The sequence below is a fragment of the Flavobacterium aquidurense genome (assembly GCF_002217195.1).
Classification (GTDB): Bacteria; Bacteroidota; Bacteroidia; order Flavobacteriales; family Flavobacteriaceae; genus Flavobacterium; species Flavobacterium frigidimaris.
In genome coordinates, this window is record NZ_MUGR01000009.1 from 162,221 (window position 1) to 186,635 (window position 24,415).

Genomic DNA, 24,415 nt, shown 5'->3' on the forward strand with positions numbered 1-24,415 from the left:
TATGTCAAAGAGCCACAATACAAAGGAGATTTTTAGTCAACTGACAAATTTCATCTCCATCAAAACAGTTTTATTTTTATTTTTTATTTTGCCATTAGTAACCTGTTCCTTATGGGGACAGGTGGTGCAAAAAAAAGATCTTACACCTGAGCAGTATTCTCAATGGGGAATCATGAGTCTTGAAAAAGTTTCTCCTAATAACCAATGGGTAAGCTACAACATAAGTTATGATAATATTATAGATACCCTTTTTGTTCGTGAAGTAAACAACCATAAAACCTATAATTATTCTTCTGTGCAACTCTCCACATTTACAAAACACAATGCATTTGTTTGCTTAAATAAAGAGGGGTTACAAATTCTAGATTTAACAACCGGAAAAAAGGAACTTATAAAATACGTTCATGAATTTGCCTACTCTTCTCTTACTGATAATTTAATTTTTATTATAAATTCCATAAACGATCATAATAAACTAATCATCAGAACTCCTGGTGGAAAAATAGTAAAACAAATCAATGAAATTAATTCTTATTCATTAAGTCCCGATAATAACCATTTGGTTTATAGCGCTTCGTCTCAGCGCTCTTCTAGTGTAAAATTACTAGCTTTAAAAAATGTAAATGAACAAAAATCGATTACACCAAATATAAACTATAATTCTCAAGGCTTTACCTGGCAAAAAGAAGGTAAATCCCTTGCCTTTATAGCCAAATCAAATGAGACGCTCAAAACCTCATTATTCTATTATACATTGCAAGATCAAAAATTATATGAATTAAACCCTGATAAAAATTCCAATTTTCCAAAAGATAGCTTTATTTCTAATGAAGACTCATCTAATTTGACAATATCAGATGACATGCAAAGAGTTTTTTTTAATGTGAAATCTAAAACTTCAACTGACAATTTTAAAGAAACCTCAACGGTAGAGATATGGAGTACAAATGATAAATTACTCTTCCCTGAACAAGTAAAAAATGGCGAGCCCGACACGAGCCCGAAGGTTGATATGTGGATACCAGCGTCGGGAGCTATAATTCAAATCACAACAAATGAATTTCCAAACTTAATTCTTTCAGGTGATCAGCAATATGCTTTTTTATCCAATCCTCTAGCATATGAACCTCAAATTGAAAATAGGGATGGTCCAAGGGATATCTATATTATGAACCTTGCCACATTCACAAAAAAACTTTTTCTAACTAAACATAATGCTAGTTTTTTACAAATAATACCTTCTCCAAAAGGTCAATACATTTCTTATTTTCAAGATAGAGATTGGTGGGTTTATGATATCACAGCTAATACGCATTCAAATATTACAAGCAAAATAAAAACTGAATTTAGAGGAATAGATACTGCATTTTTATCCATAACAATGTCAGAGATTGCTGGGTGGACCAATGATGACAAAGAAATCCTCTTGTATGATAAATATGATTTATGGGCTATTAAAGCAGATGGAAGTTCTTTTAAAAGATTAACCAGAGGACGCGAGTCACAAATAACATACAGAATTGCAAATATTCCCAATAGAGCTGCTATAACTGGTATTTTCGATGGCCTTACTGTTTATAATTTTGATATAAAAAAAGAACTTTTATTACATGGGCAGGGTGATGATGGAAAAACGGGTTATTTTAAATGGTCCCCTAATTTAGGCGCTCAAACTATTATCTATGATGATAAATTGATTGATCAGCTTGTTTATACTTCCAAAAAGCAAAATTGGTTTTATAAAGAACAAAAGTTTAACCTTTCTCCTCAAATAATGATAAAGAATAAGCAGTTACAACCTACTGCTGTGTTTCAAAGCAATCCTCAGCAAAAAAAGTTTCATTGGGGAAGATCAGAATTAATAGAATATCAAAATTCTATTGGAAAAACAATGAAAAGTATACTGTATTATCCCGCAAATTTTGATCCTAAAAAACAATATCCTATGATAGTGAATATTTACCAAATACAGTCCAAATACCTTCATAAATATAAATACCCCACTTCCTACACGGAAGATGGTTTTAATGAAATTCTCTGGACAACCCAGGGCTACTTTGTATTGCTTCCTGATATTACTTTAGAATATCAAAATCCAGGTTTTTCAGCCCTTGATTGTGTTACTGCTGCAACCAAAAAAGTACTTACCAAAGGAATTATAAATCCTTACAAAATCGGAATCATGGGACATTCCTTGGGAGGATATGAGGTCTCATTTATAAGTTCTCAAACAAATCTATTTACAACTGCAATTGCTGGAGGGGCAATTACCGATCTTTACAGTTATTATTTTACCTTAGGTAGAGACCTAGCCAAAGGAAATATGTGGCGCTTTACAGGTGGACAATGGGACATAAAGCAAACGCCTTTTGAAATACCTGAGGTGTATTATAAAAACTCTCCTATTTCTCATGCAGACAAGATTAATATACCGCTCCTCTTATGGACAGGCAAGAATGACGGAAATGTAGATCCACATCAAACTATGGAACTTTACTTGGCTCTTCGTACACTGCGTAAAAAAAGTATAATGTTGATATATCCAGATGAAGGCCATTCTATTATGAAACCGGCTAATCAAAAAGATTTTACCGATCGTGTTCAAGCTTGGTTTGCTTATTTTTTAAAAGATGACGAGTCGGCAAAATGGGTAACCGAAGGACTAAAATAATAACTATGCATAACAAAAAGCAATGCAGTTCCATAATTGGAACTGCACCGCCTTAATCAGATCGTCAAACTTTTAGTTTGCAGGTCGATAAAGTAATTCAGTACAATTGGATTCCGGCGTAGGTTTACCAAAAGCCTGAGGTCCCGTGTCGCCATTAAGACGACAAACAGGTCCTTGCTGTGTATCACAATTTACCCTGATATTACAAATTCCTTGTGGATTACGAACATATCCATACTTGGGTAGGGGGTTCGTAGAGCTACTTTGCATTGAAGTTGTTACAAAAGCTCCCGCAATTCCAAAGGCGACAACTGCAAAAGGCATCACATTTTTTAAAAATAACGTTTTCATAATAATAAATATTAAATTAAACCATGATCTACTTTTTTCTACAGGTGTTCGATCTTTTTCCTGATACTGGCCAGTATATTTTGAGTATCATTTCGTATTTTATTTTATGACACTCATTTCTTTTTTTATTCTTGCTTCTAGGCTATAAACAGACACCTTATCATCTATCAAAGCATACAAGTGAGTACTAGTCACTATAAAGGACCTAAGTTTTTTATCCTTGATTCCATAGATAGCAAAACTCAATAAATAGCTGTTTTTTTCCAGATTATAAACATCAATTATAAAAGCTTGTTGCCATAATTTTTTGTCTTCAAAACGTCCTGGTATTTTTGAATGTACAAACAATAGGTTATGAGATTCTGCAATATGTGCATTAACTATTAGTGGAGGAGCAGCCATTTTTCTCTCAGTACTGTCTTTCAGATACGCAACTTTAATTTTAGCATGTGATATTGTATCAATTGTGTGGCCACGATAAGAAACTTTTAAATTATTATCGGCAACGATAAATTCATTTCTGTAATAGTGTACATAAATCATTTGTTTCAATTTCTGGCTATATATAAGCATACCATCAGTATCAAACACACCATCAATTTGCTGGCGTAGAAGTGTATTGTTATATGTGATTTTTGGAGACTTATCAAATTTGTAAATACCTAAAATATGTGACGCCTTTCTACCGCTATTAGACCTAAATACAACAGTAGAACTGTCTATTGGCTCACCCTCTGAAAAATATGGAATTCCTTTTAACTCTTTTGTTATTTTCCAATCCGACGTTTTCCCTCTAAAAATACAAGGAGCAGTCCCGTCGATTAAATAAAAATAAGATCCTCTTACCAAGATTTGGACCCTTTTAAAAGGAATCTCTTTCGGCTCTAAAAATATTTTAAATACTTTTTTATTATTAAAATTTCTATCAAATGATTCGATGTGTAAAGGATCTGTATAATTTCCGAGATAGATACGATGACCATCATAACCTGCAAAATAATAAGAATTGAATTTTAAATCAATAGTTTTTTGTAACAGAATAGGATGCTGAGGATAACGCCTGATAAATGGATTTTCATGCTGCATAATTTGCTCAGAGGATAAAAACAAAAGGACTATTACCAATATACTACAGGTCATTGAAATAAGGATAGCCTTTATTTCTTCAGAAGGTGGGCAAAAGAATTTACGCCCCATATTAATATTGTTCTTCAGAAGTAGTGCAGACACTCCCAGGAGTACAAAAACAATATTGAAAACTAGATGCACATTCCAGCTCATATCTTCAAGTATCCCACCACAGGAACAAGGTACAAATGAACTAAAATGCAAAACTATAAAAATATAAGCTGTAAACATTGTCATTATACATATACAAGCAAATAAACCTATCTTTCTGAGCTTGTGGATAATTAGTAAAATAACTATCATCAATTCAGTCAAAGGTACTAGCCAAGAGATCCACGAAGCGAAAGCACTTAATAAAGGAGATTGTCCCAGCTGGACTTGAAAGTTTTCAAAATCTAGTAACTTGCTTATTGAAGCGTAAACAAATAGAAGAATATATAAAAGACAAACTACTTCTGTAAATACACTTTTGAAATTGACTTGAAATTTCATAATCATGAAGTTTATAATTTTACACTTTACTTGCTTACAAAAGCAAATGGAAAAAGAGCATGTACAAATGTAAAAGTGTTATTTTAAAAATATGATGTCAAAAACCAGTCAAAAGTTTGCAAAAACCAGTCAATTTATAAATTGATTTAACACAAAAACAAACTTTCGATAAAATATAACAACTTTAATTTTTATTTTCTTACTCATAAAAAAACAGTTATTTATACGGTAGCTATATCTTTTTTAAAGAATTATTTTGCAACTTACTAATTAGAAAGATTGTGGAAAATCGCAAAATAAAAGAAAAGCGGTTACGTAAGGTTAATTCTAAAGATAGAACCTCGACATAATCCCAAATATTTTTTTTTAAACTGACTTTTAATAAGTCTTCAAGGATTATAAAAATCTCGAAGACCACCTCGTTCCTGTGGTCTGGCAAGATGAACGGTTGTTAAACAACCGCCTATCTTGCCACCTATTACCTCGGAACTCGGTGGTGGAGACACTAAAAGAAAAAGAGTTTGAAAATAATGAAAATGAAAGATGATGAAAAGAGAAAATTCAAACAGAACACGAATTGTAGGACTGCGATTCACTCCCATGGAGTATGCCGAACTGGAAAAAAGATTTAGAGCAAGTACCTGCCGAAAATTAAGTGACCATATAAGAAGGCACTTATTTAACAAACCTATTGTAACAACTTACCGCAATGCTTCTTTTGATGATTATATAGAAGAAACAATAACTCTCAACAGTGAGCTTAATTCAATAGGAAATAACATCAACCAGATTGCTAAAAAGATGAATTCTTTTAAGACTATATCGGAATTTAAAACACAGGTATTCTGGTTTGAAGTAGATAAAAAGAAGCTATTAGAAAAAATAGAGGAAATTAAAATACACTCTCAAAAACTCTCAGAGCAATGGTTGCAATTATAAAAACCAGTAATTCAGTACAGCGAATTTTAAACTACAATGAGATAAAAGGAAAAGAAGGAAAAGCAGAATGTATAAGTGCTATTAACTTTCCTCTGGAACTCGACAGGCTTAATTTTACTTTAAAACTCAACCGCTTTAGAAAACAGGCTTCGCTTAACGAAAACGTTAAGCGAAACGCTGTACATATATCATTAAATTTTGATCCTTCTGAAAACCATTCTAAAGAAAAACTCAATGAAATTGCAAAAGTTTACATGGATAAAATCGGATTTGGAAAACAACCTTATCTGATTTATCAGCATTATGATGCAGGACATCCCCATTTGCATGTGATTACAAATAATATTCAAAGAGACGGAAAAAGGATTGATCTTCATTTGTTGGGAATTAGAAAGTCAGAACCTGCAAGAAAAGAAATCGAAGAGGTTTTTAGACTTGTAAAAGCGGAGGACAGAAAAACAAGAGAACAATTTTCTTTACAACTAATTGCAACCCAGAAAATAGAATATGGAAAAGCAGAGTCCAAAAAAGCAATCAATGGAGTTTTAAACAAAGTTTTATTTGAATATAAATATTCAAGCCTTCCAGAGCTGAATGCCGTATTAAACCAGTATAATGTTCATGCTGACAGAGGAACTGAAGATTCTAGAGTATTTAAAAATAACGGTTTGCTTTACAAAATAATTGATAAAAATTCCAAACCAGTTGGAGTGCCAATCAAGGCAAGTGATTTTTACAGTAAGCCAACATTAAAATTTTTGGAAGAAAAATTTAAGATTAATGAGATAAAAAAACAATCACAAAAAAGTCATGTAAAAAATGCCGTAAGAATGGCTTTCTTTAATAAAAAAATAATATCTCCTGAAAAATTAGCAGACTGCTTGGCAAACCAAGGCATTAATATGGTTTTAAGAAAAAGCAAAGATGGACAGTTATATGGAATAACTTATGTTGATCATAAAACTCAATGTGTCTTTAATGGAAGTAGCTTGGGGAAAGATTTTAGCGCAAAAGGAATTTTGGAACGCTGTAAACAAAGTATTTCCTATAATGGAAAACATCAAAATATATCAAGCTCACTTTCTCCAGAAAATACCCAAAATTTAGCGTCTAATGAGTATTTAAAAACGAAACCAATTGAATTATTAATGCGTACCGAAAATTATAATGATTATGTGCCTAAACATCTAAAACAAAAGAAAAAGAGAAAGTTAAGAAGAGGAATATGAAAAATTTAATTTTTAAACATATCGTTTTTTTGCCAACCGATCCAAAAAATAAAAAGATTCCACAAAATAAATTTAATCATTAAAAAACATATCAATAAAATTAAGGAATTTATTTAAAACCGTCTCTCCTATTTTTGCTCGTTGCATAATTGAGGGTTGATTCTCTAATACTTCGATTACTTCTTGTTTGGTCGGAATTCGTTGGGTGAATAAATAATCTTCTGTTAATTTTTTTAGTTTGTCTGCATTTATCCTTTCATCTAATACAAACTTATCAAATGCTTTTTGCTGCTCTTCAATCATAAATGAAGCATACCCTTCCTCAATTGATGCATCTTCAAGCAATGGTAAGTTTTCTTCGACGAAACGTTCTATTAATTCGCGTTTGCTTCGTAGTTTGACATCGCCTGCTACTATATCTAATATTTCTTTTTGTTTGCGTTCTTTTTCCTCTGGGTTTGTTGCTTGTAATTTAGCTAATAATCCTAAAATATAGGTTACCGTAATATCATCCCGATGAATCAATTCTAATTCAAAATCAACTTCGTTTAGTATGGAGGCTTTTTCTTTTTTACCTTTATCGGACAACTCCAAATATTTGGATTTATAATTGTCAAATTCTTGTTGGTCTAAAATAATATCATCAAAATTAAAATCGACAAAAGATGCAATTATATTTTTTAATCTAATGATTTCACGAAATGCTTTTACAAATTCTAATTCTTCACCTTCGGTATATAAGTCGTCAACGGATTCATAAGTTGGTGCAATTGCTATTAAATTATCGTAGGCTTCATTAATTTCTTTGATGTAACTTTCATAGGGTTTTAAGATGATAATTTCTTTTGCTTTTTTATCTGAAAATAAAGCAATAGCATCATCAGTGGCTTTTTTAAGATTTCTGAATACTACAATATTTCCTTGTGACTTTTTATCTCCAAGTATTCTGTTTGTTCTTGAATAGGCTTGAATTAAACCGTGGTATTTTAGATTTTTATCTACAAATAAGGTGTTCAACGATTTACTATCAAATCCTGTTAAAAACATATTGACTACAAATAAAATATCTATTTGCTTGGCACGTACTCTTTGTGCAATGTCTTTATAGTAATTATAAAAAGATTGACTGTCTTTTGTTGTCCAATTGGATTTAAAGGTTTTATTATATTCTTCAATATAGCTTTCAAGTTTGTCTCTTTTATGGTAAGCATTATAAACTTCTTGTCGCTCGGCTACCTCATTAAAGTCTCTTTCATCATAATCATCAGTATCGCTAATCATTTCATCATTGGCACCAAAACTAAAAATTGTTGCAATATTCAGATTGTGTTTTCCTTCTTGTTTTAATTTCAGAAACAAATCGTAATATTTAATCAACATTTCTACGCTACTCACACAAAACATAGCTGTAAAGGCTTTGTTTTGTGTTTTAATTGGATGCTGTTGAATTATGTAATTGGTTATTTTTTCAATACGATCTTTACTTTCTATTAATTCCTGGATATCAATTGCTTCTACATCAATATCTATTTCGTTTTGAGAATTTTCACGTTCTTTGTACTTTCCCACATATTCTACAGAAAAACGTAATACGTTTTCATCTTTAATAGCGTCGGTAATAACATAACTATGCAGTTGCTCTCCGAATAAGCTAGCTGTTGTTTGGTTTTGCTTGTTTTTAGACAAAGCATTTTCGACAAAAATAGGTGTGCCTGTAAAACCAAACATTTGATAATTTTCGAAATATTGGGTTATTTTTTTATGTGTATCACCAAATTGAGAACGGTGGCATTCGTCAAAAATAAAGACAATTTTTTTATGTTTTAAATCGTCCATTGTTTTAAGATGGTGTTCTCGTGTTATGGCATTGTACAACTTTTGAATGGTTGTAACAATCAATTTGCTATTTGCGTCCTTGAACTGCCGAACCAAATTGGTAGTATTATTGGTTGGATCAATACAATCGGGTTTGAAGGCGTTGAATTCTTTAGCTGTTTGATAATCTAAATCTTGTCTGTCTACACAAAAAACTACTTTATCTACTTTGGGTAATTGGGATAATATTTGACTTGCTTTGAACGAAGTTAATGTTTTACCTGAACCTGTTGTATGCCAAATATAACCGTTATGATTACTGTTTTTTACTTTGTCAATAATGCGTTCTACGGCATTGAATTGATAGGGACGCAATACCATAAGCATTTTATCAGAATCGTGTAATACGGTGTATTTAGTTATCATTTTTGACAAATGACATTTCTCTAGAAACGTATTAGCAAAATCTTCGAGTTTAGAAATACGTTTGTTGTTTTCGTCTGTCCAATAAAAAGTTTGCTTAAAGTCAGGTTTTTTATTCCCGAAATTGCTAAAGTATTTGGTATTGACACCATTACTGATGACAAATAATTGTACATAATTAAATAAACCTGTCTTGGCTGAAAAGGAATGTTTTTGATAGCGAGTGATTTGATTGTAGGCTTCTTTTAATTCCAAGCCTGTTTTCTTTAATTCGATTTGAACCAAGGGCAATCCATTAATTAAAATAGTTACATCGTAGCGGTTTTTATAAGTGCCTTCAACCGTTATTTGATTGGTAACTTGGTATTCATTTTGACACCAAAAATCCATATTCAAGAACTCAACATAAACCAATTCGTTGGATTCGTTTTTGAAAGCAAACTTATCTCGAAGCAATAAAGCCTTGTCAAAAACATTATTAGATTTGGTTAAATGATTCAGTATTTGCTTAAAATCACTATCAGAAAACTTTTTTTTATTGTGCTTTTCTAATTGCTTTTTAAGATTAATCAATAAATCATCCTCGTCTTTAATGATTACTTTATCATAACCATTTGAAGCTAATTGATTTACTAAATTTTGTTCTAAAATTAATTCTGATTGTGATGTCATTTATAAAAAATATTAATACTTCGTTAATATATTTGAAACTATGGCTTTATCTTTTTTTAAATAAACATTTGTTGTAATAATCCTTTTTTATACTCTTGTGTGTCTTCTATTTGAGTGGCAATTAATTCTATTTTTTCATCAATTGAGGATAGAAAATTAGCAATTTTGGTTTGTTCTTTTAAACAAGGAATTGGAATATTGAAACCTTTAACAGTTTGCGCATTTAAATTACCTTGTGTTCCTGTGGTAATATATTCTGCAAGATGCTTTTGAAAATATTGTAAAAAATAATATACAAAGTCAGTAAAAATATTCTCTTTTAAAATTAAATTTAAAACTGCTTGTGATGTAGCTAATGGAATTTTATTAATTGCCGCAAAACCAACAGAAGCATACATTGAATAGATAATTGAATTAGCTGGTACTAACCAAGATGATGAATTTTTTAAGCCCATTTCTGAAATACTATTTGAAGTATATTCAATATATTTCCCTTGTTTTGTCATATCACTAATAGATAAAAAAGGAATATCTCCATCATAATAATCTTTATTTGATGATTTTGGTGTTCCTCCACTTTGAATTTTGACACAAATATCAGCTATAGTACTTTCTGCCCAATCTTCAAAAGCATTTCCATTATCATCTTTAAATCTTAATTCTTGATTGAATATTTGTTGCATTATGCTTTTTTTGTAGTCTTTTAAAAGTGATTTTTTTTCTTTTAAAAGGTTTAATTTTTCATCTACTGCTGAAAGGAAATTGGCAATTTTGGTTTGTTCTTCTATTGATGGAATTATTAATTTAGAATTATCAAATTCTTTTTGGCCTAAAGTTTTGTTTCTTCCAGCCCCACCTGGAGAGGCAGATTCAAGTAAAAATTTGCCTTTTTGTGATGTAAAGAAATAATTTAAAAAATTAACATCTGATTTATTATCAAAAGGTAAATACATAGGAAATCGGTGTGAAGCAATTAACCCAATTTCATTTTTTGTCGTTATAGAAACTGCCTGTTCCCAAGCAAAAACTATATTTATTATAAGTGCATTTTCTATAATCCAAAACACCCTTTTGTTTCCTAATACTATACCACTAACAAGTTCTTTATGAAATATTCCTTTACAATGTGATCGTATTCCAATCTGTTTATAATCTTTCGTCAATTCAACTTTTACTGGCTTAACATATCTTTGGATGATATGTTTTATTTTAACTTCTTCCCAATTCTTTCTGAAATATGGGAACCTTATTTTTGGTTCTGATAATTTCATTTAAAAAGGGGTTTTAATTTTTAACTCATTACAAAAAGAAGTAATAGTTTTGTCAATCTTTTGCATTTTATTATCAACTAATTGCAATTGATTCGCAATAACTTCAATGTTGATTTCAATTGCTTCTTCAAAAGTATTTATGTATTTTGGAATATTTAAATTATAATCGTTTGCTTTTACTTCTTCAAGTGTAACAATATTGGAGTATTTATCAATTACTAAACGGTTTTGATAAGTTGAAATAATTTTATCAATGTCTTCTCCTCGTAAAATGTTTTGATTTTTAGCTTTTTCAAAATCGTTACTGGCATCAATAAATAATATATTTTCTGGTGTTTCTTTACATTTCTTTAAAACCAAGATGCAAGTAGGAATACTTGTACCGTAAAACAAATTAGACGGCAAGCCAATTATTGCATCTATGTAATTTCGGTCTTCAATAAGGAATTTACGAATGTGACCTTCCGCAGCACCACGAAATAAAACACCGTGAGGTGCAATACAAGCCATAATACCGTTATCGTCTAACTGATGCACCATATGCTGAATAAAAGCAAAGTCAGCTTTTGTTCCTGGTGCTAGTCTTCCGTATTGTGAAAAACGATCATCATTTGAAAACAAAGGATTGGCAGACCATTTCGCAGAAAAAGGAGGATTGGCTACAATAGCATCAAATTTAAAATCTAAATGTTGTGGTTTTTCAAGTGTATCTTCATTTTTAATATCGAATTTATGATAATTGACATCGTGCAAAATCATATTCATTCGCGCCAAGTTGTAGGTTGTACGGTTTTGTTCTTGTCCATAAAAATGTCCTACTTCGTCTACTTCTCTGGCTACACGAAGCAATAAAGAACCCGAACCACAAGTAGGATCATAAACTGATTTTAATTTGCTTTTGCGAGTGGTTACAATTTTTGCCAAGATAGAAGACACTTGTTGTGGAGTGTAGAATTCACCTGCTTTTTGTCCTGCGCCTGCGGCAAATTGTCCAATTAAATATTCGTAAGCATCGCCTAGAACATCACCATCGGTATTGTCTAAATCAAAATCGATTTCGTCTAAAGCTGTCAGAATTTTTACAATTACATCGTTTCGGTCTTTGGTTGTTCTACCAATTTTAGTTGAGTTTAAATCAATATCATAGAATAAATTATCAAAGTCGTCTTGGCTCTCTGAACCCATTGTACTTTTTTCGATAGAATTCAAAACATTGGCTAAATCTTCGAGAATAAAAGTACTTTGAATTTGCTCTTCATCGTCTTGATTGATGATTTTTGCATTTCCTTTTTTAGCAATGTTAGTGAACAATTCAGAAGGTTTTAAGAAATACCCCAAGGCATCAACTGTGGCTTCTTTTAGCGCTTCTAAAATTGTTTTTCCATCGGTGCTGTTTTCGTCTATTTCATTAAAAACAATACCGTCAGGTTTTAGAAAATCATTGGCTTTTTTTTCTAGTTTTTCTGAAAGGTATTTGTAAAATATAAAACCAAGAATATAATCTTGAAATTGATTGGCTGATATTTTACCTCTTAATATATTGGCTATTGCCCATAATTGTGATTGTAGAAGTTTCTTTTGTTCGTCTGACATTGTAGAATTAACTGATTGTTGAGATGAATTATTTTAATTCATATAAATGGCTAAAGTAGTTATAAACTTATATAGTGTAAAAACATATTTCCCTATTTTTTGATAAAAAAACCTGTTATAGTTAAATCAAAGATTATGAAAAAAAAGATTTTAAAAGCCTAATTTCAAACTTATGCTTAAAAAGTATTTTAAATTTAGAAAAAACAGTACAAATACGTGTTGTCTACTGTCAATTAATAACTAGACTTGTAAGTACTTTACTTTACGTTACGGTTTTCCGTATAAACGATAATAAATAAATAGCAATATTTGCTAATTCTGCTAAACTAATGTCCATTGTATGTTCACCAGCTATGTATTTAATCCAACTCATGTTAATGAATTGTTAGCTTACGCCTGGGTAAGCCCAGAAATATTACAAATGATTAATGAAAGAGAAAAAAATATGTAAAAGAATAAGGTTTATTTATAAAAAGTATTTACAGTTTAGAGATAGGTAGTATAGTAAATAAAATATGAAAAAAGAATTGACAAGAGAACAAATGATATTATTAATAGCTTATGATTATGGGTGTAGTGCAGATATAACAAGTAAATTAAAAACTGAAATATTAAAAGAAGTTTGTAATTCCAGCCAGCCTTTTGTATACTTGAGTAATTTGCTTAAGTTTGGAAAAGCAGATATTTATTTGGACAATTAAATTAACCCAAAACCTCAAAAGAACTAAGCGCATAAATTAAAAAAGATCCAACATCAAGGTTTTTTAAGGATGAGCAGAATTCCGACGTTTGATTATTTCATATTGGCATTTAGCAGTCTACAAGGGATTAGAGATTTTTAGTTGATTGTGGCAATAATTAAGACATAAAAAAGTGGTTGAAATATTTTTGATGCTGTTATAATTGGGAAACAGGAAATTCAGTAATTCGTAATTAGTTATTAAATAACGTAAATTTTAAATAGTGAGAATAATTAGAGTCAATACAAAATTTATAATAGTATTTATAACAGTAATCGCATATTCGCTCATTTTTATAGAGGCAATAAGTAATCTACTTATTAAAATTGGAGAAGTTGTCCATAGTAATTCCCTATCCTTTCAACTGGGGTATTTCCTGACTATAGGATTATTAATGATCGGTTATACATATTCTCTAAATAATCGGTTTATTCAAAATAAACAAATAACTTTTTTATTATTCTATATAACTGCCATATACCTTCTATTTCGGTTCTTATTCTGCTCCTTAATTTTTTTTTCTAAGATTTATGAATCATTACGATATGCTGATATAATCATAATTATTTGTCTTTTTCATATCATAAATCTAATCATAGTTGAATTAAAATATAATTTCATATTACGAACAACTAAAGATAAAGCTTATTTCATTGAAGACGGAATTTTCATTGATGGAGAAATTGATAATGAGAAAATACTACAAAAACTAATAGATGTTGTTACAAACTTTAAACCTGATTCAGCGTTTAGCATTGGAATAAATGCCGTCTGGGGCTACGGAAAGAGTAGTTTTTTACACAGATTTAAAAATGAATATCAAAGAAAAAATACTAATGCTATAATCTTTTGGAACAGGATATGGAAAAATAAGGGATCTGTTGCAATAATTGAAAATTTCTTTGAAGAACTTAAAAATAATCTTAAACCTTTTTCTTCTGAAATATCTGGTGATATTAATAATTATGTTGATTCGATATTAAAACTATCGGACACAGACTTACATAAAATCGTTAGTTCAGGCAGAACAATACTTAATGAGAATTCGACATTGGAAAAGTTTTACAATGGAATAAATGATAATATAAAAAAAATAGATAGACAGGTAATTATTCTTTTAGATGACTTAGATCGATTAGAAAAGCCTGAAATAATGGATACATTAAAATTAATTAGAACATTGTCAGATTTTAACAATGTAATATTTATTGCTGGCTATGATAGAAAATATATAGTAGAAACTATTGAAACTCCTAAAAATAATTATTTGGATAAGATTTTTAATGTCGAAATTAATTTATTACCATTTGATGAGCAATTAATCATAGATGAATTAATTCGACTAGTTGAAATTTCATTTCCTTACAACCAAAAAGAATCTGATGAAGTAGGCTTCAATAAATCTTTTAAAGAGCTATTTAGCGTTGAAAGTATCTCAATAAGTGATATAAATCTTGATAATATATTACACACAAAATCTATTTGCACAGTTCGGGATTTAAGATACCAAGATTTTTTAAAGACATATCGTGATGTTAAAAGATTTTTTAATGAATTTAAATTCAATTCCGATTTTTTGGATAGTGAATTTGATGTAGTTGGAAAAGAATATATTTTATTAAAACTACTAAATTATCGTTTTCGAGATTTAAATAATATTCTTTTTCCTAATATAAACAGGTTATTAACCAAAAGTACTTTAGATGAAGTAAATAATACAATTCATAATGTAAATTCATCTGCCAATAACATCTATGTCTATGACGCTGAAGCTCAAAAGCGAATAAAAATAACATTAGCACAGTATAATTCAGATGAAATAGAAATAATAGAATCTGTATTATGCAAATTATTTGGAAGTAAACAAACATCTTACTATCAAAATAATCAAAATGCAATTTCTAAAATATACTATACAGAAGTGTACATAAGAAATAATATCGCTGGAGGAAAAATTTCATTATCTGATCTACAACGTGAATTTTCATCTGCATCGTTGATAAAAATTGCAAAAGATATTAACAAATCAACAGACTCAAAATTTCAAGTTTCAAACGAGTTAAAACAGTTTATTTTTAATAACGAACCGCAATCTAAAGAGCAATATTTAGACTCATTAAGAACTTTGAATATCCTTGTGCAATATGGCACCTCAATTGATGATCAAAAAATAATTGATATTCTCCGTTTAGGATTTAATAAATATTATAAAAAAGATAAAAAAACGTTTTTATTTGAACTTTTAAAAATAATAAAAAATGAACCTATAGGTTATTTAGACAAGCTTTTAAGCGAGATCAATATGGATTTCAAACGTAAAGAAAGTAAGTTGGATTATGGAGAACGAATTAAAACATTTAAAAACAACGAATTTTCTACAAAAGATTTAAAATATTTGTTTAATGAAAAAATAAAGCTTCAAATTGAAAAGAAAGAGAACCCAAACATTATAACAGCAACTTATAATTTATTTGTTGAAAAAATAGTAGTCGATAAAAAAATCATTCGGGATAAAGATCTTAATATCTTAATAGGAGAAGACATTAAAAATCGTTTCAAAGATTACTTTACTTCAACTATGTTTGAGTCAGTTAGGGAAAAAATGGATGAAACTATTGGTGAATTTATTGGTTATGAACCTAATTTTACACTAGCACAAATTTTTTCTAATCCAAAAACTCAAGAATTAGTTATTCAAAATCCAAGTGATGAATCTATACTAGATAAATTTTATCGTGAGGGATGGGACAATTTTAATTCATTTATTGAAAGTATAAATCTCACAGAGCAAAATTTTGAGTCAGATATTCAACAAAAAATACAGTTTATGAAAAATTTTGTATCTGAATATATTAAGAATGGCTATAAACCGCTGAATAAGAAACAATATGAGCATATTTTTGATGACCTACCTTTTTAAATAAAACGGTACGATAATTAGATCAAAACATGATGTTCATTTAAAAGCTCATGTTTTAGCTAATAGAAAATTATTCTTTGGTTTTTAAATCTATAAAAATTTAATTAATGACATTCTCAGAATTTATTAACCACCTTGCACCAGAACAAGTTAATACTTGGTGGAATGATATTGCCCCTAATACAGCGCCAGAAAAGGCAGAAGATGAAAACTGGAAATACCAACTTTCAAAGAATGGTAAAAGTTTGCCCTTCAAATGGACTATTAAAGAACTAGCTACATATTACATCATAAACTTTAATCTTAAAGATTTTAGTTCTACTGATCTTACGCGAAATAGTTTTTGTGATGTATTTGATTTTGATATTGTTGAAGAGCTGGTTTATAATAGAACGGAATCAAACTCTTTTGTAGATTTTTATAACAGTTTACAGAAAACACAAGCTCTTTTTCACGAATCACTAGATTACTTAAATAAAATAGTATTAAGTAATCAAATCAATCCATACAAAATTAGAATGGCAACTAGAGATTCTAATAGACAAGCTATGGTCATTATTGGAATGAGAGCTGTATTTGCCATTAGAGAAGAGAATAACAAAATTAAACTTGCTTTAATTTTAGATAAAACAATTTATGAAAATAACAGAAGTAATCTTAATGTAAAATACGAAGAACAGTTTAAAGGAAAACCTGAGAACAAAGTATTAGTTTCTATTGAAATAAATAAGTGGAATGATATTCCAAAAGAAATTTTAGAAAATAATACAGATGAAATTCTTGTGCAATATGATAATATTAAAGATTCTAAAAGATCTTCATGGAATACAGAAGCCAATACAACTAATAGTGTACTAAAATATCTGATCTTTAAAGGTGAAAATGCTGAAGAATGGGTTAACAGCAATAAGATAGTAACTTCAATTTTAAACTTCAAACAAGCAGTTGAACAGTATCGTATTCATTTATCTAATAATTCGAAATTAAATGCACGGTTTAAAATAATGGAATGCCAAAAACACTTTGTTTTTATTTATGACATTCTAAATGGTTTTACAAATTTGGAATGCCATTATGAACTAATCACTAGAGATAAAGTTAATATTGCTATTGAAATTCATTTTGAACAATCTAATAAAAAGGAATACCTACAACAATTAAAATCTGAACTTCCTGAAAAAGTTAAGATAGAAGAGAAACATAAAAAAGATGGACTTAGTATTGCTTATGAAACAAATTATGCGATTACTGATAGAGATTTATTCGATAAAATTGATAAAGCTCTAATTTATTTGAATGAAAATCTTGGTGATAGAATTCTTAAAATAAAGACTCACATGGGCAAAGTGGACGTAAAAGAGGCATTTATAGAATGGTTTATAGAAAATGATGGCAAGAATACTAATTATTTTTCACAACAATTCAGTTCAAACGCAGATCGCTTAAGATCTGAAATAAATGAATATGAAGAAATTTATAAAAACGATTTTAATACTGAACTATTTGTTATAGAAAATAAGGATCATAAAAGACAAATAGAAGTCATTAAATCTAATATCTACAATAAGTCTGGAAGTTTTGCAAAATATAGTAAAGATAAAAGTAATGATCGTCCAAGGGCAATTTTAGGCAAAAAAAACTATATAAAGTTCTTGAATCAATATTTTGAAAATAGTCAAAATTCAGAAGATAATGTAACCAAAAATAATAATGTGAAAATGGATTTAAATCGAATTTTATATGGTCCACCTGGAACAGGAAAAACATTTACTCTTCAAAAAGAATATTTTGACATGTTTACTGTTAAAGAAACATCTTTAACTCGTGAACAATTTTTAGAATCTAAGGTAGCAGAACTAACATGGTGGCAAGTGGTTAGCATTGCAGTACGAGATTTGGGAAGTTCAAAAGTAAATGATATTTACAATCATGAATTTGTTAGGATGAAGGATAAGTTGTCTTCTTCTAAAACAGTTAGACCAACTATCTGGGGGCAACTGCAAGCACATACCGTTCTGAACTGTGAGCATGTAAATGTATCTAAAAGATCGGAACCTTTATTTTTCAATAAAGATGCAAATTCTGAATGGTCAATTGATCCCGAAATGCTTTCTCAATATTTTCCTGAAGCAAATGAATTATTGGAAGCAAGTAAAAATTATAATCCACAGAACGATAGGGAAATAAGAAACTACGAATTTGTTACTTTTCATCAATCTTTTAGCTATGAAGATTTTATTGAGGGTATAAAACCAATGTTAGAGGACGGAGAAAGCGATTTGGGTTATGAAATCAAAGATGGAATATTTAAAAAATTATCTTTGAAAGCTGAAGCCGATCCAAATAGTAATTTTGCGATTTTTATTGATGAAATCAATAGAGGAAATATATCTTCAATTTTCGGTGAATTAATTACTTTAATTGAAAGCGACAAAAGAATAGGACAAGAAAATGAATTAAGAGTAAAGCTACCTTATTCTAAAACTGAATTTGGAGTTCCTTCAAATCTTTATATTATTGGAACAATGAATACAGCAGATAGAAGTGTAGAAGCATTGGATAGTGCACTACGACGCCGTTTTTCATTTACAGAGATAATGCCAGAACCTGAATTGTTGGAGGAAATTTCATTTAATGATTTTACTTTAGATGAAGTTTTAGAAACTATTAATCACAGGATTGAAATATTACTTGATCGAGATCATACTATTGGTCATTCTTATTTTTTAAAAGTCAATAGTAATAATACAGAAGAATTAACAGCAGTTTTTCAAAATTGTATTATTCCATTGCTACAAGAGTATTTTTATCATGACTACGAAAAAATAGCACTAATTTTAGGTCAAGGTTTTGTACAGGTAAAAGACAATAAAAATATTCAATTTGCTTTTGTTGATGGTTTAGGTCAACCAGAAATAACTAAACAATTTGAATTAATTAATCATATTGAAGATATTGAAAAAGCTATCGTATTACTTCTGAATAAAAATGATTAATAGAAATTCCAGAATACAAGTTTTTGAACACAATACACTCCATTATGGAAGGGTGTATAAAAATGTGTCTTTTAAGGAAAAACATTTTAATGCATTAGTTAAATTAAATGAATTACACGATAGTAAATATTTCACTGTAATTCACAAAGGACTAAAATTCAAGCAATTTGTTGGAGTTATTCAAGTTGATGACCTTACAATTGAAATCTTACCCAAAATTGACAATAACAAGGAAGATGAAAATGTTTGGCAAAATGTTTTAATTGAGATGCTTCGAGTAACTAAAAAACTTAAAGTACAACAAGTAGGTGAAGCAAACGTGAACAAGCAAAATATTCATCTGCTAGATATTTATTTCGAGTGGTTTTTAAATGAAGTTCAATTACTAGTTCACCAAGGTTTAATTAAACAATATTACAAGGAAACCAATAATGTAAAAGCCTTAAAAGGGAAACTGGAATTTTCGGGACATATAAGTAAAAATCTTGTTCATAAAGAACGATTTTACACCACCCATCAAGTATATGATAAGGATCATTTAGTTCATCAAATACTTTCACAAGCATTATGCATTGTGGAAGAGTGTTCTAAAGGAAATTATTTATACAGCAAATGTAAAACAGTGCAACTGGATTTTCCAGAAGTAAAAACCATTAAAGCGAATGAATCTACATTTGCTAAAATTCCCAAATCAAGAAAAACAGCTCCATATGAAACTGCTTTAGCAATAGCAAGGTTAATTATTTTAAATTATGCTCCAAGTGTTTCCAGCGGATTAGAAAGAATGTTAGCATTATTGTTTGATATGAATTCTCTTTGGGAAGAATATGTTCTAATTCGACTGAAACAATTCTCTAAGGATCTAACTATCTTTGGTCAGGATTCAAAAGTACTTTGGAATGGGATTACAATTCGTCCGGATATTGTAATTAAAAAAGACAATGAAAAATTTATAATTGATACCAAATGGAAAAACATAGATCATAGTAAACCATCTACTCATGATTTACGCCAAATGTATGTCTATAATGATTATTGGGAATCTACAAAGGCAATGTTACTTTATCCCTCAAATAAATCAGATTTTAAAGGATTTAAAAAATTTGAAGGAGATGATTCAAAACATAAATGTGGTTTAGGAAAAATTTCTATTTTCGAAGAAGGAACAAATATTTTAGATCAAAATATAGGTGATAAGATTATAGATTGGTTTTTAGTCGATAAATTAAAAATATAAAAACAAGGAGCGAGTTTTTAAATACTACTTTTGAATTCTTATTCCTTCTTCTTGTAATTTTAATAATGCAAAGGTTTCTGACATATCTTTTCCTTTAGAAGAACAAAAGTCTATCAAATCATATTCTATTAACCGTTGAATACTTTCTGCTTTGTCTGAAATAGCTTTAATTTTTTGAAATAATTCCTCTTTTATGTTTCCGGCATTTAAATCTTCTTCGTTTCCACAGATAACTTTGTGAACCAACCAATTCCTATGCTGTAAAAAAGCTTTTAATTCATCTTGCAATAAGAAATTATATAGTTCCTCTTTAATTCCAATTTTAATAGCCTGGCCTAAAGTATAACTTTGGTTTTGTTTTAAAAATTCATCCGCTCGTTCTTTTGTTTCCGTGGGATTCATTTTAAGAGTAATTGAATGACTCAACGCTTGTTCAACCATTTGGGTTTTCAATAGAGCTTCTCCAATAAAACTATAAAAATTAATTTCATTATTGTTGGCTTGTATTTTTATAACATTTTCTTTCATATCCTTTTCACTTTAATAAAATTTCATCTAACTTATACTTCTGACAAAACCATACATTTCCATCCTTAACTGGTGCTTTGTTTTGATTAGTATCAGTAACTATCTATTTTGCTATCTATTAATCAAAGATAATCCTTTAATACGCAGTGTTTTTGCGTAGTAAAAAAATATTCAATTTCAGAACATAATTATTATTTGCATATTGAAGATAAAGTTATTAAGTTCACTTTGTCAACGTTTTACAGCTACAAGAAGTTGGCGATTCCGGAGACGAAAACTTGTCTGCCAGTAGTAAACTTGATTCCAAGCACGATGCTTTATTTAACCACTGAACCGCCAATTTGTAGGTGCTGTTATAGGCAGTTATTCTTCGTATTTAAAAGTTGATATCGATTCTTTAATTAGATTGCTAAGTTTTGTTTGCTGTTGTTCGTTCGAAGTGAAATATTCACTAGTTAGCTTTATGTCTTTCTTCGAAATTTCCCTTTTAAAATGACTGAAGAATCTCGTGAAGAATACTTCAGAGAGGTCATTGTGCTGATTACCTAAAGAATAAATGTCATTAAATGATTTTACAATAGCCCCAAATCCAGTTGTTTTCCATAGGATGTTATTATTTGGATTCTCCCATAATTCTATAAACGCATTTTTAACGCCATTGAATAGGTTTTCTAATACTTTGAGAATAACTTCATCTTCGCTGTCAATAAAATAATCTCTTAACGGAAGTGAGTTTATTCTATCTAATTCGTCATTGTTTTTAAGTTTTATCTGGTCTGATTCTGGGTCTTTAGAAATAAGTGTCAATAACGATTTAACAAAAGTGCCTTGTGATAATGTAGCATTGTCTTGCCCTTCACTTTTCTTTCCTAACATTTTCAATCTATTGAAAAAGGCAGAAGCCTTGCTTGTATTTAGTGATCGTGCTACTTCATGTATAGTCTTTTGTGGACTTCTTGATTTAGTCAATTCAAAAAGATCATAAATCAGACTCATACTAACCTTTGTTTGTTTACTATTTATTATCGAGAAAACATAAGCCTTTTCTTCTTCAATTAAATTAAACATGAAAACAACAGGTAATTCAAATTTATTAGCTAAACCTGATTTATTAATTCCCTTTAATCTATGTTGTCCATCTAATACTTGTCCAATTTTTATTTTAGGAATATTAAATGAATTATTGTCCGAATCAAATGAAATATTTTCATAAACACTTACTATTATTGGAGTTGGGAATGTTGCATCTGGGTCAGAGCAATATTCTGCTATTTCGTTAATTCTCCTAGTGTTTTCATCTCTTTGGACAGCTTCTAATGACTCACTTCTTGGAGTAATATCAACTATGTCTAGTAGATCTAAGGCATTTAGTTTTGAGAGATAAAATGTGCCTATAGGTTGCGAAAATTCAATATAAGGTGCTCTGATCATAACTTATTGCCTTTTTTATCTGTTTTTATATGAGTTGCTGATTGCACAATTGTTTTTACTAGCTCATCTTCAACTGACGCATAATTATCATCATTAATGTCTGCATAATCGTCCTTAAAGTTCTCTAGTTCCAATAGATTGAAACTAAATAATGAAACCACGATTGCAAGGAGGAAAAATGAAAGTTGAGGCCAATCAATTCCAAAACTAGTAATTCCAATCGATTCAGGATTCGTAGTAGAGATTGAATAGAAAATGCCAGTGAAGAATAAGATAAAAATTGTTATGCTAATTGTTGTAATCTTTATAGACCTAAATTCAGTTGGGCTCTTTTCAACAAAGTTTACGAACAATGGTCCCAATGCAGATGCTATTAAGGCTATTGAAAATGTGTAAAACGAACCACTTACACTATCAAGATACAATGATTCAACTAAACTGAATTTTTCTGACGAAACTCTTATTATTATATTTATAAGAATTCCAATTTGTCCAGCAAATACGGTAAAAAGACAGAACAGGAAAAATGACATCGGTTTTCTTTTAATTATTCCCCATGGTTCTTTAAAGGAATACCAAATCCGACTTTTCTTTTTTAGATTGTTATGTTTCTCTTGCTGTGTTTCCATTTTCTATTGGTGTCTTTTATAATTGCCTATAACGGCCGTTGTGCGATGTTATTCTCGGATTCTTTTTAATTCATCTATTAATAATCTACCTTTTTTCATAGTTGCTTCAGTAACAATTTTTTTTTCAAAGGGGGAATAAGTAAAGTATTTAAAGTCAAAATCTAAATCTCTACACCAAAATGCTACAAATATTAAATAATCTTTGTCAAAATGTTTAATATTAAGATTAATAGGGAGACTTATTATTTGAACTAAAACTTGATTTGTATGATTTGACATTGAAAATTTATTACCAAGAACATCTTCTTGAAGGCTAAATTTATAAGTTGAATTTACATCTGCTACATTGTAAATATCGATTATAAAAGAAACTTTATCGGCTGGAATCTGAGATTCATTTTTGATTCTAATGAATAATTTATCATTTTGTTTATCTATTTCCGTTATAGTTACGTCAGCAGATAATAGTGGAACTCTCCTTTTGTTAAATAAAGCTTGAATAATCCCATGTGGAGCAGGTTTAGCATCTCTTTCAAGTCTTAGATAGTATTTTCCATCGGATGAGCACTGATGTGGAGGAGATAAACTTTGCGGAATATCAATTAAAAATATATTTCCATTTTCGGTTAGGAACTCTTCAATTTTTAAATTAGTTGGTGTTGGCACAATATTAGACGCTATTTTTTGATATAGCCAATCTTTATTTTTAAAACTTGAATATGTTAAATTTCCTTCGCACACTTTAATAACATTTTTACCAAGATTTTTTTTGCTTTCTCTCGGAGCACCAATTATTAATAGTCCACCTTCGGTATTTAAAAAAGCTGTTATTTCTTTGAAAATATCATTAATTTCAACTTCCCCACTTTTAAATTCTATCACAGAAGATTCTTCTTGTGGAGTTGAAAAGTATTCTTCAATATCAGATAATTTAACTTCATTTCTTGGTTTGTCAAATATCTTTTCAATGTAATTAGAGTTCATTAATTTCGGTTTTTTTATAATATCGCACAACTAGTATATACTACTGACAACATCAGACTTATTAAAAATTGCGTAGATATGTCTGATAAAGGTCAGGGTTTATTTGTTATCAAATATATAATAATAAACCTATAAACAATCACAAGAACTTTTAATTCGTTGAATGATTTTGGCACTGACATGGATATAAAATTCAGTGGACTTGGTGTTTTATTGAATCAACACAAACACGATTAACCAATAGTAATATTAACGTCGAATCAAAAAACTAAACATCATTTAAAATTTTCAAATCTGCCATTAAATGGTTCGAATTCTGTACCGCCAAGGTCACTATAAAAAAATTAAAGTAGCTGTCTCACAACT

16 protein-coding genes are annotated in these 24,415 nt (G+C 29.6%); 7 read left to right on the plus strand and 9 right to left on the minus strand.

All coding sequences use genetic code 11. The annotated features are described in order from the left end of the window. Position 1: 1 nt before the first annotated feature. The gene (locus tag B0A67_RS06075; RefSeq protein WP_072962324.1) at positions 2–2,671 is read left to right on the plus strand and encodes a S9 family peptidase; all 2,670 of its coding nucleotides are present in this window, start codon (positions 2–4) and stop codon (positions 2,669–2,671) included. A gap of 72 nt (positions 2,672–2,743) precedes the next feature. Here the strand turns inward: B0A67_RS06075 and B0A67_RS06080 are convergent, their stop codons facing one another. Both B0A67_RS06080 and B0A67_RS06085 read right to left on the minus strand, forming a co-directional pair. After that, positions 2,744–3,022 carry a DUF6520 family protein gene (locus B0A67_RS06080; RefSeq protein WP_072962328.1) on the minus strand — a complete coding sequence of 93 codons (279 nt, stop codon included), beginning with the start codon at positions 3,020–3,022 and terminating at the stop codon, positions 2,744–2,746. 99 nt (positions 3,023–3,121) lie between these two features. Then, a complete protein-coding gene (locus B0A67_RS06085) occupies positions 3,122–4,642 on the minus strand; it encodes a MauE/DoxX family redox-associated membrane protein (RefSeq protein WP_072962406.1) in 1,521 nt (506 codons plus the stop codon). A gap of 546 nt (positions 4,643–5,188) precedes the next feature. On the opposite strand from B0A67_RS06085, the gene B0A67_RS06090 reads away from it, so the two are divergent. Next, positions 5,189–5,581 carry a plasmid mobilization protein gene (locus B0A67_RS06090; RefSeq protein ID WP_072962409.1) on the plus strand — a complete coding sequence of 131 codons (393 nt, stop codon included), beginning with the start codon at positions 5,189–5,191 and terminating at the stop codon, positions 5,579–5,581. After that, on the plus strand, positions 5,566–6,810 hold the full coding sequence (locus B0A67_RS06095) for a relaxase/mobilization nuclease domain-containing protein (RefSeq protein ID WP_072962332.1): 1,245 nt from the start codon (positions 5,566–5,568) through the stop codon (positions 6,808–6,810). Before B0A67_RS06090 ends, B0A67_RS06095 begins: the two co-directional genes overlap by 16 nt. A 72-nt stretch (positions 6,811–6,882) precedes the next feature. Here B0A67_RS06095 and B0A67_RS06100 read toward each other — a convergent pair whose 3' ends face one another. From B0A67_RS06100 to B0A67_RS06110, 3 genes are read right to left on the minus strand one after another with little or no spacing between them, the layout of a single operon-like run. Beyond that, positions 6,883–9,720, minus strand: coding sequence for a type I restriction endonuclease subunit R (locus B0A67_RS06100; protein WP_072962335.1), 2,838 nt, complete (start codon positions 9,718–9,720; stop codon positions 6,883–6,885). A 56-nt stretch (positions 9,721–9,776) separates the two neighbouring features. Beyond that, positions 9,777–10,991 (minus strand): restriction endonuclease subunit S, encoded by a 1,215-nt coding sequence (locus B0A67_RS06105; RefSeq protein WP_072962338.1) that lies wholly within the window; start codon positions 10,989–10,991, stop codon positions 9,777–9,779. Continuing rightward, positions 10,992–12,584 carry a type I restriction-modification system subunit M gene (locus tag B0A67_RS06110; RefSeq protein ID WP_072962341.1) on the minus strand — a complete coding sequence of 531 codons (1,593 nt, stop codon included), beginning with the start codon at positions 12,582–12,584 and terminating at the stop codon, positions 10,992–10,994. 515 nt (positions 12,585–13,099) lie between these two features. On the opposite strand from B0A67_RS06110, the gene B0A67_RS06115 reads away from it, so the two are divergent. The 4 genes from B0A67_RS06115 (at position 13,100) to B0A67_RS06130 (ending at position 20,477) form a co-directional block, all read left to right on the plus strand. Continuing rightward, complete coding sequence (locus B0A67_RS06115) at positions 13,100–13,285, plus strand: hypothetical protein (protein ID WP_072962344.1); 186 nt, start codon at positions 13,100–13,102, stop codon at positions 13,283–13,285. 433 nt (positions 13,286–13,718) lie between these two features. Further along, a complete protein-coding gene (locus tag B0A67_RS06120; RefSeq protein WP_123887353.1) occupies positions 13,719–16,244 on the plus strand; it encodes a KAP family P-loop NTPase fold protein in 2,526 nt (841 codons plus the stop codon). A 107-nt stretch (positions 16,245–16,351) separates the two neighbouring features. Next, the gene (locus tag B0A67_RS24935; protein ID WP_072962350.1) at positions 16,352–19,240 is read left to right on the plus strand and encodes an McrB family protein; all 2,889 of its coding nucleotides are present in this window, start codon (positions 16,352–16,354) and stop codon (positions 19,238–19,240) included. Further along, positions 19,233–20,477 (plus strand): McrC family protein, encoded by a 1,245-nt coding sequence (locus B0A67_RS06130; RefSeq protein WP_072962353.1) that lies wholly within the window; start codon positions 19,233–19,235, stop codon positions 20,475–20,477. Before B0A67_RS24935 ends, B0A67_RS06130 begins: the two co-directional genes overlap by 8 nt. 24 nt (positions 20,478–20,501) lie before the next feature. Here the strand turns inward: B0A67_RS06130 and B0A67_RS06135 are convergent, their stop codons facing one another. From B0A67_RS06135 to B0A67_RS06150, 4 genes are all read right to left on the minus strand, one after another. After that, positions 20,502–21,005 carry a hypothetical protein gene (locus tag B0A67_RS06135; protein ID WP_072962356.1) on the minus strand — a complete coding sequence of 168 codons (504 nt, stop codon included), beginning with the start codon at positions 21,003–21,005 and terminating at the stop codon, positions 20,502–20,504. Between the two features lie 363 nt (positions 21,006–21,368). Next, entirely contained in the window at positions 21,369–22,436 is a 1,068-nt protein-coding gene (locus B0A67_RS06140) for a DGQHR domain-containing protein (RefSeq protein WP_072962359.1), read from the minus strand. Next, positions 22,433–23,065 (minus strand): hypothetical protein, encoded by a 633-nt coding sequence (locus B0A67_RS06145; RefSeq protein WP_072962362.1) that lies wholly within the window; start codon positions 23,063–23,065, stop codon positions 22,433–22,435. Before B0A67_RS06145 ends, B0A67_RS06140 begins: the two co-directional genes overlap by 4 nt. 48 nt (positions 23,066–23,113) lie before the next feature. After that, positions 23,114–24,049, minus strand: coding sequence for an AlbA family DNA-binding domain-containing protein (locus B0A67_RS06150; protein WP_123887355.1), 936 nt, complete (start codon positions 24,047–24,049; stop codon positions 23,114–23,116). Between the last annotated feature and the right edge of the window lie 366 nt (positions 24,050–24,415).